This is a genomic window from Chelativorans multitrophicus, from assembly GCF_011317445.1.
GTDB classification, from domain to species: domain Bacteria; phylum Pseudomonadota; class Alphaproteobacteria; order Rhizobiales; family Rhizobiaceae; genus Chelativorans; species Chelativorans multitrophicus.
The window spans coordinates 175,533-193,117 of the sequence record NZ_JAAAPL010000003.1; the positions used below are offsets into that span (position 1 = coordinate 175,533).

The 17,585-nt window shown below is 59.5% G+C and carries 13 protein-coding genes; 8 read left to right on the top strand and 5 right to left on the bottom strand.

The annotated features are described in order from the left end of the window. Window positions 1–397 precede the first annotated feature (397 nt). Window positions 398–1,483, top strand: coding sequence for a glycosyltransferase family 4 protein (locus tag GNP00_RS15275; RefSeq protein WP_011583001.1), 1,086 nt, complete (start codon window positions 398–400; stop codon window positions 1,481–1,483). 21 nt (window positions 1,484–1,504) lie between these two features. Next, window positions 1,505–3,709 (top strand): amylo-alpha-1,6-glucosidase, encoded by a 2,205-nt coding sequence (locus tag GNP00_RS15280; RefSeq protein WP_011583000.1) that lies wholly within the window; start codon window positions 1,505–1,507, stop codon window positions 3,707–3,709. A 51-nt stretch (window positions 3,710–3,760) separates the two neighbouring features. On the opposite strand, the gene GNP00_RS15285 is transcribed toward GNP00_RS15280, so the two are convergent. The 3 genes from GNP00_RS15285 to GNP00_RS15295 form a co-directional block, all read right to left on the bottom strand. Beyond that, window positions 3,761–4,108 carry a DUF1428 domain-containing protein gene (locus tag GNP00_RS15285; protein ID WP_011582999.1) on the bottom strand — a complete coding sequence of 116 codons (348 nt, stop codon included), beginning with the start codon at window positions 4,106–4,108 and terminating at the stop codon, window positions 3,761–3,763. A gap of 79 nt (window positions 4,109–4,187) precedes the next feature. Beyond that, window positions 4,188–4,994, bottom strand: a complete 807-nt coding sequence (locus GNP00_RS15290) for a helix-turn-helix domain-containing protein (RefSeq protein WP_343037188.1) — start codon at window positions 4,992–4,994, stop codon at window positions 4,188–4,190. A 359-nt stretch (window positions 4,995–5,353) separates the two neighbouring features. Then, a complete protein-coding gene (locus GNP00_RS15295) occupies window positions 5,354–6,673 on the bottom strand; it encodes an NAD(P)H-dependent oxidoreductase (protein ID WP_011582997.1) in 1,320 nt (439 codons plus the stop codon). A 400-nt stretch (window positions 6,674–7,073) separates the two neighbouring features. Between GNP00_RS15295 and GNP00_RS15300 the strand changes: the two genes are divergently transcribed. The 6 genes from GNP00_RS15300 (at window position 7,074) to GNP00_RS15325 (ending at window position 14,212) form a co-directional block, all read left to right on the top strand. Next, window positions 7,074–8,696, top strand: coding sequence for an alpha-amylase family glycosyl hydrolase (locus GNP00_RS15300; RefSeq protein WP_166016147.1), 1,623 nt, complete (start codon window positions 7,074–7,076; stop codon window positions 8,694–8,696). 110 nt (window positions 8,697–8,806) lie between these two features. Next, window positions 8,807–10,429: an alpha-amylase family protein gene (locus tag GNP00_RS15305; RefSeq protein ID WP_011582995.1), complete on the top strand. Its 1,623-nt coding sequence runs from the start codon at window positions 8,807–8,809 to the stop codon at window positions 10,427–10,429. A gap of 21 nt (window positions 10,430–10,450) precedes the next feature. Then, window positions 10,451–11,491, top strand: coding sequence for an SDR family oxidoreductase (locus tag GNP00_RS15310; protein ID WP_011582994.1), 1,041 nt, complete (start codon window positions 10,451–10,453; stop codon window positions 11,489–11,491). 78 nt (window positions 11,492–11,569) lie between these two features. Then, window positions 11,570–12,229: an SRPBCC family protein gene (locus tag GNP00_RS15315; RefSeq protein ID WP_011582993.1), complete on the top strand. Its 660-nt coding sequence runs from the start codon at window positions 11,570–11,572 to the stop codon at window positions 12,227–12,229. Between the two features lie 11 nt (window positions 12,230–12,240). Beyond that, window positions 12,241–13,434, top strand: coding sequence for a zinc-dependent alcohol dehydrogenase (locus GNP00_RS15320; protein ID WP_011582992.1), 1,194 nt, complete (start codon window positions 12,241–12,243; stop codon window positions 13,432–13,434). After that, the gene (locus tag GNP00_RS15325; protein WP_011582991.1) at window positions 13,427–14,212 is read left to right on the top strand and encodes an SDR family NAD(P)-dependent oxidoreductase; all 786 of its coding nucleotides are present in this window, start codon (window positions 13,427–13,429) and stop codon (window positions 14,210–14,212) included. The genes GNP00_RS15320 and GNP00_RS15325 overlap by 8 nt, the downstream gene beginning before the upstream one ends. 116 nt (window positions 14,213–14,328) lie before the next feature. Here the strand turns inward: GNP00_RS15325 and olsB are convergent, their stop codons facing one another. Together olsB and GNP00_RS15335 are read right to left on the bottom strand one after the other, a co-directional pair. Beyond that, window positions 14,329–15,207 carry a l-ornithine N(alpha)-acyltransferase gene (gene olsB, locus GNP00_RS15330; protein WP_011582990.1) on the bottom strand — a complete coding sequence of 293 codons (879 nt, stop codon included), beginning with the start codon at window positions 15,205–15,207 and terminating at the stop codon, window positions 14,329–14,331. A 103-nt stretch (window positions 15,208–15,310) separates the two neighbouring features. Continuing rightward, window positions 15,311–17,545 carry an ATP-binding protein gene (locus tag GNP00_RS15335; protein WP_011582989.1) on the bottom strand — a complete coding sequence of 745 codons (2,235 nt, stop codon included), beginning with the start codon at window positions 17,543–17,545 and terminating at the stop codon, window positions 15,311–15,313. Between the last annotated feature and the right edge of the window lie 40 nt (window positions 17,546–17,585).

A 17,585-nucleotide genomic window follows, 5' to 3' on the forward strand; every position in this document is an offset into this window, starting at 1 on the left:
TATTCAAGTTTCTCTGGCGACGGTAATCGCGGCCGCCAGGACTGTACTGTGATAAACAGATTCTGGGCAGGCCCGCGCGGGCCTGCATACCTGATGAATGACACTCAATTTCTGCGGCTACATCCTGCGGAGGCAGGCGGATGAGATTAAGCGTTGGCGAGACGATGATGCGGCTGCTTTCCAGCCTCCATGGAGGGTTTTCTTCTTCAAAGAGTGCCTTACGGCAGAAGCTGGGCGGCAGTGACGAACCGCATATAGCCGTCAGGAAATTTGTTCACGCTGCCCTTTCAACCGGCAAAGCCTTACCTAAATCACCAACGACAACTTGCTCTGGCGAGTGTCTCCGTTTTTTCACTTCCAACGTGATGCTTGCTCAACCTTTGAGGAGGTGTTGCTGATGAAAATTGCACAAATTGCTCCGCTGGCCGAAAGCGTGCCCCCCCGCTTTTACGGTGGCACGGAGCGAATCGTCTCCTTTCTCACGGAAGAACTTGTCCGCCGCGGCCATGAGGTGACCCTGTTCGCTTCAGGCGACTCGCTCACTTCGGCAGAACTGGTCGCCTGTTCGGATCGTGCCTTGCGCCTCAATCCAGACGTGCGCGACCCGATCCCGCACCATCTCATCCTTCTGGAAGAGGTGCGTCGGCGTGCGGATGAATTCGACGTTTTGCATTTCCACATCGACCTTCTGCATTTTCCGCTGATCCGCCCGATCGCTCACCGTACCATAACGACACTCCATGGCCGCCTCGACCTGCCTGATCTGATGCCATTTTATCAGACATTTCCGGAGATCCCTGTCGTCTCGATCTCCAACAGCCAACGCGATCCGTTGCCGATGGCGAATTGGGTTGCCACGGTACAGCACGGTCTTCCTTTGGATCTGCTCCCGTTCCGCCCGAAACCCGAGGACCGATATCTGGCATTCCTTGGACGCATTTCACCGGAAAAAAGACCCGACCGCGCCATTGAAATCGCCGCGCGCGCGGGCATGCGCCTTAAGATTGCAGCCAAGATCGACAAGGCCGATCAGGACTACTGGCTCACTGTCATCAAACCCATGATCGACCACCACCCCAATGTGGAATATATTGGTGAGGTGAACGAGCGTGGAAAGGCCGAGTTTCTTGGCAACGCATCTGCCCTTCTCTTTCCCATAGACTGGCCGGAACCCTTCGGGCTCGTTATGATTGAAGCTATGGCGTGCGGCACTCCGGTGATTGCCTTCCCTTGTGGTTCGGTGCCGGAAGTATTGGACAATGGCATCTCCGGATTTATCGTCCATTCCATGGATGAGGCCGTCGCCGCGGTTCCGCTTGCTCTGGCCCTGGATCGTGCAACCGTCCGGCGCCGTTTCGAGGAGCGCTTCAGCAGCGAGCGCATGGCAGCCGCCTATCTGGAAGTATACGAGAGGTTACTGCATCACCGGATGCGAACCGTCCCGTTCCCGGCCGAAGTGGTCGGCATCCAGACGGTCGCTTGATCCCGCTTCGGGGAGGCAAACATGGACGACCGTATCGACCCGCTCGCGCCCAACCCCGACGAATACGCGACGGCACGCACACCACAATTCTTCATCGCAGCCACCGCTCCGCTACAGGAGCGGCGGCCGCGAACGCAGAAGCACGACGATACCTTCTCCATGTTCGATCACAATGGAGATGCGCTTTCGGGGCCGGGCAGCCCCGAGGGCATTTTTCATCGCGACACGCGCTACCTGTCACACTTCTTCCTCACCATCGGTGGGGAGCGCCCGCTGCTTCTCAGTTCGATGTTGCGCGATGACAACGCACTGCTGACCTTCGATCTTGCCAATCCGGATCTTTACGAGAACGGCGTCATCACGCTTCAGCACGATCTCATCCATATCAGGCGAACGCGCTTTCTTTGGAAGGCCGCCTGTTATGAGCGGATCAGCGTGCGCAATTACGATGAGCGCAGCCGGACGGTGCGTTTGGAGCTCGCTTTTGCCGCCGATTTTGCGGATCTTTTCGAAGTGCGCGGAGCGCGCCGAAAGAAACGGGGCCGTACCCATGCCCCCGAGGTCGGAGCCGATAGGGTCACCCTTTCCTATAAGGGGCTCGATGGTGTTCTTCGCCGCACGATCATACGCTTCGACCCCGCGCCTGTAACGCTCACAGGAGAGCAGGCGGTGTTTGAGGTGAAGCTGATGCCGCGCCAGACGCGTCAGCTTTTTGTCGAGATACTCTGCAATGAAGAACCGCAGGAGTTCACTCCGCGCCGCCTCTTCTTTTCCAATCTTTTGGAAGCGCGGCGCGCCAACCGCGCTGCTGTCATGAATGCCGCATCCGTTGCCACCTCCAACGATGTCTTCAACGAAGCGGTGCGCCGCGCCGTAGCGGACCTCTACATGCTGGTCACCGACACGGAAGACGGCCCCTACCCCTATGCCGGAATTCCGTGGTTCAGCACGGTCTTCGGGCGCGACGCGCTCATTACGGCGCTGCAAACATTATGGCTTGATCCATCTATCGCCCGCGGCGTCTTGAAACATCTCGCTGCCAATCAGGCAACCGAGGAAAATCCCGCCGCCGATGCGGAACCAGGAAAGATTCTCCACGAGGTGCGCTATGGCGAGATGGCGGAACTGGGTGAGGTTCCCTTCCGCCGCTATTACGGCAGCGTGGATGCTACGCCGCTCTTCGTGATGCTCGCCGGGGCCTATCTCGATCGCACCGGAGATCTGGAAACCTTGAAATCGCTCTGGCCGAATATCGAGGCGGCGCTTTCCTGGATTGAGGAATATGGCGACCGGGACGGCGACGGTTTCGTGGAATATGGCCGCCGTACGCTGGAAGGCCTCGCCAATCAAGGCTGGAAGGATAGCTTCGACGCGATTTTCCATGCCGACGGCAAATTGGCAGTTGGGCCGATCACGGTCTGCGAGGTCCAAGCCTATGTCTATGGTGCATGGACTGCCGCCGCCAAAATAGCCGCGGCCATGGGGCAGCCACGACGCTCACTCGAATTCGAGACGAAAGCCAAGGAGCTTCGCGCCCGCTTCGACAGCGCATTTTTCGATGAGGAACTCGGCACATATGTGCTGGCGCTCGACGGCAGCAACAAACCCTGCCGCGTACGGGCGTCGAATGCGGGCCACACGCTCTTCACCGGAATCGCCTATCCCCACCGCGCAACAAGGGTCGTAACAACTCTCATGGACCGCTCCTCCTTCTCAGGATGGGGTATACGCACGGTGGCGACCACCGAGTCCCGTTACAATCCCATGAGTTACCACAATGGGTCGGTCTGGCCGCACGATAACGCGCTGATCGCGGCAGGGTTCGCCCGCTATGGCTACCGCGCCGAAGCCGTGCGTGTTTTCGAGGGGTTGTTCATGGCTTCTACCTATATCGACCTGCGGCGGCTGCCGGAACTTTTCTGCGGCTTTCCTCGCCAGAGAAGCCGCGGCCCGACCTTTTATCCGGTCGCCTGCTCTCCCCAAGCCTGGGCGGCCGTAACGCCGCTCTCGATCCTGCAGTCTTGCCTTGGAATGAGTTTTGACCCCAGTTCGGGAACGCTACTCTTCCACCAGCCGATGCTGCCGGAGTTTTTGGACGAAGTTACGCTTCGCGGCATAAGGCTTCCCCAGGGCCGGCTGGATATGTTCTTGCGGCGAGCCGGAGACGAAGTGGTGGTGCAGGTGCTTGACCGCGAGGGCGACACGCGCGTCACCACCACATATTGAGATAAGGCGCCCGGCTGTCTTTCTTTCCGGGGAAGAGGGCCGGGGGCATCATCAAAGGCCAAGAAACGGCTGGAAGCCACCGAAGATCAGTCGTTTCCCATCAAAAGGCATCTCTTGGGCATTCATGCGGGGGTCAGCCATTACCTTGGCCAAAACCTCGTCGCGGTGCTCGCGCGACTTGTAGATGATCCAGGAGAAAACGACAATCTCGTCCTCCTTTGCCTGCACCGCCCGCGGAAATGACGTCACCTCGCCATATGGTACGTCGTCGCCGAGACATTCTACATATCCGATTGCACCGTGCTCACGCCAAACCTGCTCACCAAGTTGAGCCTGCCGCTTGTAATCGTCGACCCTGTCGTTTGGCAGCGGGATGATGAAGCCATCTACATACGCCATGTGAAAACCTCCATTGTGAGATTGCCAACCTAGGACGAATGAAGATGGCGATGCCCGACACAGCGCCGGGCACTAACGCTCATGACCGCATGCGGATAAGCGCCGGCGTTGCCTGCTTATATTTTCTCATGGCCGAGGTGAGGTGACTTTGGCTTGAAAACCCGCTGAGATAAGCCACTTCGGCGATCGTCATGTCGGTTTCAATGAGGAGTTTTTCTGCAAAATTGAGGCGAATATTCACCAGAAATTTATGCGGAGGCTCACCGAAGGTTTTCGTGAACGCCTGAATGAAGTGGCCGGCAGACAATCCACAAAGCGCGGCAAGCTCGTTTACAGAAAGCTTTCGGGCGAAATTTTCCCTCAAATATTCCTGGACGCGCCTGGCTGCCTCGTTGGAAAGCCCTCCCTTGCGCCTGACAATCGTTCTCGCGCGAGACGAGTAGTTTCGCAACAAATGAACGCCAAAGATCGTAACGAGTGAGTCGACGAGAAGTTCGTTTGGCGGCTCGGCGGATGTCAACTCGGCCTTGAGCATTTGCGCGAGCTGAAGCGCCTTGCGATCCACGATGCCGAATGGGGACGGCTGCAATTCCCAGGAGCCGCCGCCGAACTCGTGGCCGGCAAGTTGCTCCATGCTTTCCGGCGGCAGGGCGACCACAATGTTTTCCCTCGTCGCGGTCCAGCTGCTTTTGCTGTCCACCCGTGCCGGACTGACGACGATCATTCCGACCGGAGCATCGAAGGTCACAAGCCTGTCACTGCCAAACGCGGAGGTAAAATTCGCCAAAGGCGCCAGCATGACGGCCGCGCAGTGCGATTCGGCCACGAATGTTTGCGATCCCGCCGGGCGCACAGAGTGAACGGCTCCGCCTGTAAAGGTCGTCACCCTCGGTCCCGCATCCTTTGGAATAACATCCAATATAACGGGGTCCGCACGCGGGCGCTCTGAAATAACGCGTTCGCGCACGATTGCTCTCACATTATGCTGCATCCGAAGACGTTGCCCGACTACTATTTGTATGTAGTCTGATCTATTTCCAATGTGATCGCAAGTTTCAATAAAGTCTGGGGAAATCTGGCTACAGATGACCGTGGCGCCATATTTGCTCTTGAATCGTCAGGCAATGTGGCGCGGCATCATCTGATTCGGCCGCCAGTCAGCGGAAAGACAGACACTTTTAGCGTCGTCCGTTCGTTCCCATTATAGTTCAAATTTGCCGCTGCTGATTGCAAATGAACAGTACATCACGTTTTGTTGATCAGCCTGTCCTGTCGAGCCCGCAGCTCGGCGATCTTGGAGTCCGGCGGTGGCGCGGCGTTATCGTAGGTGAGAATTTCACCCTTGCGAACAGGCTTCAACACCGTGCCGCCTTGCAAGAGTCCGCAGGGTATGGCTTTGGCCGACCTGGCTTCCTCGGCCCTCATGATCCAAGCGCGATAACAGTACTCCCCTATGGCATCGAGCCTCTCGCCAACGTTGAGGTCCTTCTTCGCCACTGCGCAAACTTCAGCCACCGGCTTGGGAAGCGGCACCATGTCCGGCTTGCCATAAAGAACGACTCGGGCACAGGTGAGCGGCACCTCCAGTGACGTGAGGTGGTAGGGCCGATGGAAGGTAAAATAAGGCCCCTCTCCCATTTTCAGGTCTTCCATGCGTTCACGGATGCGCGGATGCGACATTTCGGCGATGACGAAGACGCCCGGCGCGACCCCCTTTCCAATCGAGTAATCCACAACGCCGGCGCGCGAGAGCACCCCACCATCTTTCTGCGGAATCAGAGTCCGGTTGAGTTCACCCAGAGTGGCGGCCGGCCCGTGCATGCCTGGCTTGTCGGGAACGAGACCCGTGGCGTTCGCGATCGCCGCCATTTCCACCATCGTTTTGGAGCCATCGACGAATTCCACCAGCATGCGAACATTCATGTTCCGCCGCTCGGCTTCGGCGGCATAATCGTCCGGAACGGCATCGATATTTAGCGGGTTGTTCTTGCCTTTACCCGCCGCGACGATGGTGTGGCCCATCGCAGAAACGAATTCGATCAGTTCCATGCAGGCGGAAGGCTCATCGCCCGCGCCGAGCGAGTAGGTGACACCCAGCCGGTCGGCTTCGTTCTTGAGATAGGCTCCGATGGTAACGTCCGCCTCGACATTCATCATGACGAGATGCTTGCCGCGCTCCATCGCGCGAAGGCCGATTTCAGCACCGACAGCCGGAACGCCGGTAGCATCCACGACGACATCGATAAGATCGCTTTCGATGACGTGACTTGCATCGTCCGTAACGGCAATGCGCCCCGCCTCGATCGCCCGTGCCATCGCTGCACCGCTGTCGACGGTCCTTGCACGATCCGGTTCGCCATAGGCGATTTCGACTGCCTGAAGCGCGGCCTTCGGTCGCAACTCGGCGATCGCACCCACCTCGATCCCCCGCATATGGGAGATGCGCGCCACAATGTCGGTACCCATTTCGCCCGTACCAATCAGGCCGATTCGGATGGGCTTCCCCGCTTTGGCGCGCTCTTCCAGATCACGCGCGAGCCCAACAAGCGCTACATTGGTCACCATGAATAGGCATCTCCCGGCCACAGCTTTCTACGAGGGTTAATGGTCTGCGACGCAAGCAGTCAAGGACAGGTGCTTGCTGCGCTGCGACAGAATTGCACGGCTGCTATGCAAAAGAACTCTTTAAATTGCTGACGGAGCCCCCTATCTACACCGCAAGTTCTCGACGGGGCTCCTCCTCCCAAAAATCCCTGTCGGGTCGCGGTTAGCCTTTCCTCCTCCCTAGGCTGACCGACTTCAAAAGCACCCGCTGGACCTCCTCCCCCAGCGGGTGCTTTTTTTTATCAGCTCAGCGCAGCTCTCCAGCAACCTTCGCCATTCGCCGATTTGCGCAGCGGAACATAAGCGACTTGCGTGTGTTCACCGCGTCATGGGGAACCCAGGACCAGCGCGGAAGGAGCTCATGAAAGGCACAAGCCCTGACGTTGAGGTGCACTCATCGCAAGAGCCATGGTGGCGGCGCGGCGTCATCTACCAAATCTATCCGCGCTCCTTTCAGGACAGCAATGGCGACGGCATCGGCGACATCCGCGGCATCATAGATCGCCTGGACTACCTCGTCTGGCTCGGGATAGATGCCGTCTGGATTTCGCCGATCTTCTTCTCGCCAATGGCCGATTTCGGCTATGACATCGCGGATTATCGCAAGATCGACCCTCTTTTCGGTACGCTCACGGATTTCGACCAGCTCATTGAAGCCGCGCATCGGCGTGGAATTCGGATATTGCTCGACTATGTGCCGAACCACTCCTCAGACCGTCATCAATGGTTTCTGGAGGCGCGCAGCTCCCGCGATAATCCTCGGCGCGATTTCTACATATGGCGGGATGCGGCGCCGGACGGGGGACCGCCAAACAACTGGCAAAGCGAATTCGGCGGCAGCGCATGGGAACTGGATGCCGCAACCGGCCAATATTACTACCATGCCTTCCTGAAAGAGCAGCCCGATCTAAACTGGCGCAATCCAGAAGTGCGCCGTGAAATGTACGACGTGCTCCGCTTCTGGCTGGACCGGGGCGTCGACGGTTTTCGCGTCGATGTCATGTGGCATCTCATCAAGGACGCGGAGTTTCGCGACAATCCGCAGAACCCCGACTGGACCGAAGACATGCCGCCGCACAAGTCGGTGCTTTCGATCTATTCCTGCGATCAGGAGGAGGTGCACGACGTAGTCTCCGAAATGCGCGCCGTGCTGGACGAATACGGGGGCGACCGGCTGCTTATCGGAGAAATATATCTGCCGATTGCCCGGCTCGTCGCCTATTATGGCCGGGATCTTCGCGGTGCGCACCTGCCGTTCAATTTCCGCCTTATTGAGGCGCAATGGGACGCTCGCCACATCGAGCGGCAGATTGTCGAATACGAGGCCGCTCTGCCGGAGGGCGGCTGGCCGAACTGGGTTTTGAGCAATCACGATAAGCCGCGTATCGCCTCCCGTGTCGGCCGGGACCAGGCGCGTGTTGCCGCCATGATGCTACTTACGTTGCGCGGCACGCCAACCATCTATTATGGCGACGAGATCGGGATGAACGACGCTCCCATTCCGCCTGAGCGCGTGCAGGACCCGTTCGAGCTGCGCGTTCCCGGACGCGGTTTCGGGCGTGATCCCCAACGCACGCCTATGCAGTGGGACAATACGGTGAATGCAGGCTTCAGCACCGGCTCGCCTTGGCTTCCTCTTGCCCCGGACAAGGACAGCTTCAATGTGGAGGCGGAACGCAGCGATCCGCACTCAATGCTGTCGCTCTATCGCAGGCTGATTGCATTCCGGCGAGAAAATGATGCGCTGAACCTTGGCCGTTACGCCTCCGTCGAGGCAGACAGCTGCGTGCTCGCTTACCTCCGGGAGACGGAGAATGATCGCTATTTGATTGCACTTAATCTCGGGCCCGAGCCGGCGGTGCTGGAAACACCCGGGCAATGCCGGATTGTGATCAGCACGGAAGGCAAGGCGGAAGGCGAGATTGTCGAGAAAAAGCTCCACCTGCAAGGCAATGAGGGCGTGCTGGCGGAGATGATGAGTTAGGCTGCGGTGACCAGCCCGATCTCGCCTTCGGTACGCCGCCGGAACGCTCCCTCGATCAAAAGCGTTGCCTGCTCGCATGAGTATTTTCAATCGAGGATATTGCCGGGCCGATGAAAGACTATTGGTGGAAGGATGCCATCGTCTACGCAGTGGATGTAGAGCGGTTCTGTGATTCGGATGGTGACGGGGTAGGAGACTTCAAGGGGCTCACGTCTAAGCTGGACTATATCGCTGAGCTCGGTGTCACCTGCATTTGGCTTCTCCCGTTCTATCCATCCACGGGAGAGGACAACGGCTACAGCATCACCGACTACTTACGCGTGGACTCCCGCTTTGGGCTGTTTCAGGACTTCCTCGAATTCATTCATCGGGCCGGCGAGCACGGCATCCGCGTGGTCGTCGATCTGGTGGTACATCATACGTCGAACCAGCATCCCTGGTTTCAGGCCGCGCGGCACAACGAGAAATCGCGTTACCGCGATTTCTATATCTGGACCCATAACCCGCCTCCCACACCTCCCGGCAAGGGGACTATTTTTCCAGGCGAGGAAGGGACTGTCTGGACCTATGACGAGGTCGCGCGCGCCTATTACCACCATCGCTTCTACCACTTCGAGCCAGGGCTCAACCATGCAAACCCGGACGTGCGCGACGAGATCGGCCGGATCATAGATTACTGGCTGAGCTTCGGCGTTGCTGGTTTCCGCGTGGATGCCGCATCGCATATCTTGGAAAACCCGCTGGCAAAATCCGGGGAAGACGAGAACGCGCCGGACATGCTGCGCGAGATGTTCCACCGGGCCACGGGCTCGAAATCCGACATTGTCATGCTGGGCGAGGTGGACGAGAGCCCCAACGAGCTTGAGAGGTTCTTCGATGGCACGCGGTTGAACATGATGTTCAACTTCCTCCTCAACAATTATCTTATCCTCGGGCTGGCAAAGGAGAAGGCAGAGCCGATCCAGCGCGGCCTGGCAATGCTGCCCGTTCCCCCTGAAAACGGCCAATGGGCCAATTTCCTCCGCAATTTCGACGAGGCGGACCTGGAACGACTGACGCCGGAGGAACTGGAGAGCGTTCTTAAAATCTTCGCGCCAAAGGAAGAGATGCGAATCTATGGGCGGGGGTTGAGGCGCAGGCTTGCCCCTATGCTGGACGGAGACGTACGCCGCCTGAAAATGGCAATGAGCCTCCTCTATTCCATGCCCGGGGCGCCCGTTTTGGTTTATGGCGATGAGATCGGCATGGGTGAGGATCTGACCCAAGAGGGCCGAAATTCCGTTCGCTCACCGATGCAATGGGATGGAAGCCGAAATGCAGGCTTCTCGTCGGCCCGCAAGGAAAGAATGGTGCAGCCGATCATCGACAAGGGCCGTTTTGCCTTCGAGCGGATCAATGCCGAGACACAGCGAAACGACCCGGCTTCGCTTCTCTCTTTCGTCAAGCAGCTCGCGATCCTGCGCCGGGAGCGCACCGAGATCGGGAGCGGCTTCTGCGCGTTCCTGGAGTGCGGCTCCGATCACGTGCTCGCCCACCACTACAAATCGGAGGCGGCTCCTCTGGTCATGGTCCACAATCTGGCAGGTGAGGCGGTGAAGATCGACGTCAAGTTGCCGGCTGGCGTAACCTCGCTTGGCACGCTCTTTGGCGGCGAAATGCCGTCGATCGAAGATGGGCATTTGCGCATGAGCTTGGAACCATACGGCGTGCGCTGGCTGGGTCTGCCGCGCTGATGGCGATGCTGGAGGAGTGATATGGCGAGGCGAAGAAGCGGTGAGGCGCGCCGCGAGGTGGTGGTGATCACCGGCGCATCCGCCGGGGTCGGCCGGGCGGTGGCTCACCGCTTTGCGCGGTCGGGCGCGGCTGTGGCGCTTATCGCGCGGGACCAGGCCGCGCTTGAGGAAACGAAGGCGGAGGTGGAAGCTGAAGGTGGGCATGCCATGGTGCTGCCGCTGGATCTGGCCGATTCCGATGCCGTCTTCGCCGCCGCTCGTGACATTGAGGAAGAACTTGGACCCATCGATGTCTGGATCAACAACGCGATGGCCACGATCTTTTCGCCTCTCTCCGAGATAAGGCCGGAGGAGTTCCGTCGCGTTACGGAAACCACTTATCTGGGCTATGTGCATGGAACCATGGCCGCACTCCAGCACATGCGCCGGCGCAACCGCGGTGTGATCGTGCAAGTCGGCTCCGCGCTCTCCTATCGCGGAATTCCCCTGCAATCGGCCTATTGCGGAGCCAAGCACGCCATTCGAGGCTTCACGGACTCGCTGCGTTGCGAACTGATCCACGAAAGAAGCCGGATCAAGCTCACCACGGTGCATCTGCCTGCGGTCAACACACCGCAATTTGATTGGGCGCGCACGCATCTCGCCAACGAGCCCCGTCCGGTCGCGCCCGTCTTCCAGCCGGAAGTGGCGGCCGAAGCGATCTTCGATGCCTCCCGCAATCCTCGCCGCGAAGTGTGGCTCGGTTCCAGCACGGCTCAGGTTATTCTGGGCAACGCCCTCGCGCCCTGGCTTCTCGACAGATATCTGGCGCGCGTTTGCTATGAAGGGCAGCAGCGGCAGCGGCAATTGCCGCGGGGTCGCGCGGACAACCTGTTTCATCCGGTGCACGAACCGCACAGCACGCACGGATCTTTCGATAAGGAGGCTTCGTCCTCGGCCCTCGCTTTTTCGGAAAACACGTTGAGAATTGCCGCTGCCGTGGCGGGATTGGGAGCGGCGATGATTGTCGGCGTTCTGGCGCGAGGCGCCCTGTCCGCCCGGTCGTTTCCGCGGAGGCGCTGACAGCCGGTCTGCTGGAACATTCGGAGCGGGCATGGGTTTGGGCCGCATTGCCTTTGGCCTCACTCGAGGGAGCATCCGATGCGTCACAGACACCATAATCATGGCACCGGCCGTGCCATAGCAGCCGGAATGCTGGGTGCTGCAGCTGGCGCCGTCGTCCTGATGGCCGCCCGCAGCATGATGAGAAACAACTATCCAACAGGCCCCGAGGACTCGCCGCGACACGCCTGGCGACGCGGCGCCAGCAGCCGGTGGCGCGAGGGGGCCGTGGTTGGCAGAAGCATTACGGTGAACGCGCCGCGAGAGGAGGTTTATTCCCGCTGGCGTGACTTCACGACCTTCCCGAACTTCATGGAAAATGTGGTCTCCGTGACGCCGCTCGACCAGACACGCTCGCGATGGGTGGTGGAAGGGCCGGCCGGCAGCACGATTGAATTCGAGACAAGGATCACGGAGGATCGGCCCAACGAACTGATCGCCTGGGAGTCGGACGAGGACGCCGAAGTGCGCAACAGCGGCCGCGTCACGTTCCGTGATGCGCCGGGCGGCCGCGGCACGGAGATTGAGGCGGTCATTGCCTACGATCCTCCTGGCGGCGCTGTCGGCCGTATGGCGGCGAAACTCTTCCAGAAGGAGCCTGGGATCCAGGCAAAGCGGGAGCTCCGCCGTTTCAAGCAACTGATGGAAACGGGCGAGATCGCTACCGCCGCCTCCGGCTCAGCCGCACCCAGCACTTGAGGGTGTAGCGAATGCGCGCCCTCGTCTGGCATGGAAAGCATGACGTTCGCGTGGAGACAGTTGACGATCCAAAGATCGTCAACCCGCGCGACGCGATCATAAAAATAACCTCGACTGCGATCTGCGGCTCGGATCTTCACCTTTACGACGGCGTCATCCCCGCGATCCGTCCGGGGGATATTCTGGGCCACGAATTCATGGGCGAGGTCGTCGAGGTAGGAAAGGGCAATAGCCGGCTAAGCAAGGGTGACCGCGTCGTCGTTCCTTTTGTGATTGCCTGCGGCAAGTGCTTCTTCTGCCAGAAGCAGCAATATTCAGCCTGCGACAATTCCAATCCCGCCGAGAAGGCCGATATGTCGGAAATGCTTTACGGCCACCATATGGCCGGCCTGTTCGGCTACTCGCACTTAACGGGCGGCTATGCCGGCGGGCAGGCGGAGTATGTGCGCGTGCCCTATTCGGACATTGGCCCCATCGTAGTACCCGACGATCTCGATGACGATGAGGTCTTGTTCCTATCGGATATCCTCCCGACGGGATGGATGGCGGCGGAAAATTGCGAGATCGAGGAGGGCGACACGGTTGCCGTCTGGGGCTGCGGACCGGTGGGGCTTTTCGCCATTCAAAGCGCGCTTATCATGGGCGCGGCGCAGGTTATCGCCATCGATCATTATCCACACCGGCTGGAACTGGCCAGCAGGATCGGCGCAAAGGTAATCAACTATAAGAACAGCCGGGTGTACGAGGCTCTCATGGACATGACCGGCGGGATAGGGCCGGATGCCGTGATCGATGCGGTGGGCATGGAGAGCCACGGCTTTGCTCCGGACAACCTCTACGATTACGCTAAGCAGACGCTGAAATTGGAGACTGACCGCCCGCACGTGCTGCGCCAAGCCATTTATGCCTGCCGCAAGGGCGGGCGCGTCTCGGTCCCCGGCGTTTATGGAGGCTTCGTCGACAAGTTCCCCGTGGGCGCTTTCATGCAGAAGGGCCTTACGCTCAGAACCGGGCAAACACATGTGCAGAAATACCTGTCGTCGCTGCTCGATATGATCCGTGAGCGCAAGATCGATACGACCTTTCTCATCAGCCACCGCCTGTCCTTGGAAGCAGGGCCGGAGGGCTACCGGAAATTCGCCTTTGAGCAGAATGAGACGACCAAGGTGGTTCTGAAGCCGGGATGGGAGAACGCAAATGGCTGATAAGGCAGGGCTGGCCGTGATTACCGGCGCATCCACCGGTATTGGTTACGAACTGGCGAAATGTTGCGCGGCGGCAGGTTACGACATGGTGGTGGCCGCCGACGAGCCAGAGATCGCCCGCGCAGCGGAGGAGTTCCGCGCTATGGGCGTCAATGCGGAGCCGGTGGAAGCGGATCTTGCCACGGCGGAAGGCGTGGAAAAGCTTTACGTGGCGCTCTCCGGACGCCCGGTGGAATTGCTCTTCGCCAATGCCGGCAGGGGCTTGGGTCACGCTTTTCTCGACCAGGAGGTGGCCGAGATCAGGCACGTGATCGATACCAACATCACCGGAACCATTCTTCTGGTGCATCGAATAGGCCGTGATATGCGGCTCAGGAATCGCGGGCGCATCCTCTTCACGGGTTCGATCGCCGGTTTCATGCCGGGCAGCTATCAGGCGGTCTACAACGCCACAAAGGCTTTCGTAGACAGTTTTTCCTGGGCGCTTCGCAACGAGCTCAAGGATACGGACATCACCGTCACCTGCCTCATGCCCGGCCCGACCGATACCGAGTTCTTCGAGCGGGCCGAAATGACGGACACAAAGGTCGGCTCGGAGAAAAAGATGAATCCCGCCAAGGTCGCGCGCATCGGGTTTGAGGCCATGATGAAGGGCGAGGCCGGTGTCGTAGCCGGCTTCTCAAACAAGATTCAGGCGGCCATGGCACACCTGATGCCTGCCGGGCTACTCGCCGAGCAGCACCGGAAAATGGCGCAGCCGGGGACCGGGGAAACGTAAAGCCAGAGCGCTTCTCCCTGACGGCGGCCGTGGCCATCGCGGTCCTTCGGCGTGCATCCTGGCTCGACGCATTTGCGCGGTCAGGGTTGAATCGCTTATCGAACGAGCAGTACCGCTCAGGCCGCGAATCTCTGGGCTTCAGCGCCATAATAGGCGATATAGCGCTCCGAAATTGCCTCAACGGGCAACACCACCAAAACGTCCGTCGTGCGGAAATCCCTGTCGATGACACAGCCATCGCCGAACTTCGCTCCAAGCCGCAGATATCCTTTGATCAGCGGGGGCATGGCGCTGAGAGCAGCCTTTGCGTCGATCGCTTCGAGCGGCATCATGTCCATCGAGACATAGCGTTCGGTCTTTGCCCGGACAGACCACATTCCATCCGCCTGGCAGAAATGAGCGAGGAAGGAAAGCGCTTCCGCATGCGCGGCCGGAACAGTGCCATGGAACGAGGCGCACCCGGTCATTACGTTTATGCCCTTGCGGCGGCAGTAGGCCCAGATCCCCTGCCACAGAAGTTCGATGGTCCGTTTGGAGCGATACGACGGCAAAACACAGGAGCGCCCCAGTTCAAGAAAACGGCGGTCTGGATGCTGTGCGATGAGTTTTGAAAGCTCAAACTCGTCTTCGGAATAGAAGCCGCCCGCCGCGAGCGCCTGCTCCTGCGGAAGGAGCCGGTAAGTACCGACGATTCGGTCGTGCTCGGCGCCAGGCAGAGACGTGTCGACCACCAGCAAGTGGTCGCAAAGGGCATCGAATCGATCCGCATCCCGTTCCTCATGTGCCTGAGAAGGGGATATGGCGCCCATCTCCTGGTAGAAGACGCGGAAGCGAATCGCCTGCGCCGCAGCAATCTCATCCGAATCACGCGCCAGGCGAACTTCGAGAGAACCAATCCTCCCAAGGACGGAATCATCGGAAAGTGCAGCGTTTAGAAGCGCTGCGCTATCGGCGCAATCGCGACTGACGGTCGATTTCAGCGTCAGGCTGTGCACGGCTGAGGTCTCCTTCACGGCGCGACGATTGGCAATTACAGATAGGCTGCAACAGAACGATGACAGGAAACTGGCCGGCTTACAATCTCCCAGTAAACAGTGTTCACGCTGGAGTGTGGACTTCGAGAGCCGAGAGAAGACGGCCGGGCTCAAGCGGCTTGGTGATAAAGCCAGTCGCACCCTGGGCAAGAGCGTTCTGGCGCGTCTTCTCCTGTCCGTCTGCCGAAAGCACCAGGATCGGGATTGGGGCAAGACCCGTATCCTCCTCATAGCGGCGGATTTGAATAATGGCATCCAGGCCATCCATAATCGGCATATGAAGGTCCATCAGCACGATGTCGAAGTCGCGGGCGGGATGCGTGAGGACGTCCACGGCCGCACGGCCATTGGAAACCACTGCAACGGAGTGCCCCGCCTTGCTCAGCGTGGCGCGCGCCAGCATAGCATTGATCTCATTGTCTTCTGCCAACAGTACCTTGAGACCGCGGCCGTCATTCGTAGCCTTGGTGCGCGCCGTCGCTTCACCGATGGGCGCCACATTCTCCGCGGTCTGTGGGTTGAGCAGCAAGCGCAGAAGAGTGCGGTCGCGGGCGGGACGGGCGATAAAGGCATTATAGCCGTTCGTGCGGAATTTGTTCAGGCGGCCGCGATCGGTCGGCGCGATCAAGGTAAGAGCCTGGTGGACGCGAAGGCCGTTTCGGCACAGCCGCCGCAGAAGATCGCCGTTATCGTTTTCGAGTGAGGCGTCGATGATCACCGCATCGAAGCCGGACTTGCGTCGGCGCAAAAGCGACAAAGCGCTTTTCTCGCCTTCGAACACGCGTGCCTTTCCTCCATGGGCCCGCACGGTCATGGCAAGCGCCTCGCCTTCCACGGCATGCGGTGTGAGGATGGCGACATCGAACCCCTTGAGAGCCAGGGATGTTTCGGCTGCCGAGCCTTCGGCACCCACGAGCGGTATATACACGGTGAACGTCGCGCCCTCGCCGGGAGCACTATCGACCGTGACCGTGCCTTCCATGGCGTCGATCAGGCGTCTCGTGATCGCAAGCCCCAGGCCAGCGCCGCCATGTTTGCGGGTGGAGCTTGTATCTGCCTGTTCGAATTCCTGGAAAATGCGCGATAGGCTGTCCTTTTCGATTCCCGGCCCCGTGTCGTCCACCCGGAAGGCAAGCTTCGGCGCACCGTCATGGATCGTGGTCGTTACGGTCATCAGGACTCCGCCCTCGTCCGTGAATTTGATGGCGTTGCCAAGAAGGTTGAGCAGGATCTGACGTAGCCTGCCGGGGTCAGCCAGGATAGTATCGGGCACCGTAGGCGCTATATGGCAGCCGAGGCCGATCTTCTTGGTGAAAGCCCGTACCGCCATGAGTTCAATGACGCTTTCGATCAGCTCGCGCGCGGCCATGCGCTGGGGCTCCAGCTCGAGCCGGCCGGCTTCGATCTTGGAATAATCGAGAAGGTCCTCGATAAGCGCCAGAAGTGCGCTGGCTGAGGTCGAGATCGCCGCCACATAGGTGCGTTGCTCGGACGAAAGCCTGGTATCGGACAAAAGCGTAGCCATGCCGATTATGCCGTTCATGGGCGTGCGGATTTCATGGCTGACGGTCGCAAGAAAGCGCGATTTGGCGATGCTGGCCTGCTCAGCGCGTTCCCGCGCGTTGACGAGAGCGGTTTCGGCGCGTTTCCGGGCGGTGATGTCCCGCGCGATGGCCCAGTGCGAAACCGAGCTGCTTTCCCCTTCGCGGCGCGAAATCTCGGTCCAGGAGAACCAGCGTAGTCCGTTTCTCGTGTGAATTGCGACGTCCGTCGAACTCAACCGCTCCTCTTCAGGGAAAATGCCAGCTGATGGCGGGGTAATATCTACGCCGAGTTGATGGAGCGTCTTTCCGAACAGGTCTTGGGGTTCGCATTCCATCAGCTCACCGAATATTCGGTTCGCATAGAGGATGCGCCCCTCACCATCCCGATTGATCACAAGGTCGCCAAGCGTTTCCAGCAATCCGTAGAAGCGTTGTTCGGCCTCCTGCATTTGGGAGACGCGATCCGCGAGCTCCTCGATATGCTGTTCAGCGGGGGTCTGCTCATGCGGATGTTCTTCCGGCTTTTTCTCTGAAGGGAGGGCAATCGCCGCCGCCACCGCAGCGGCGCCGGCGAATACGAGCAGAAACGGAATCAGAGGGGCCGCTTTGGTCAGAAAGGCTGCGCCCGCGATCAGCAGATCAGCAAAGCCGAACGCAACGAGGATAGTGCCGCCGCGTGAGCTGAATCCACGGCCCGGCTGAGCAATTTCATCCCACAGCCACTTCCAAATTTGTTTGATATTGGCCAAGCCCATGCCGATACAAATAGATCGGGCAGCACTTCTGGGAAATTGC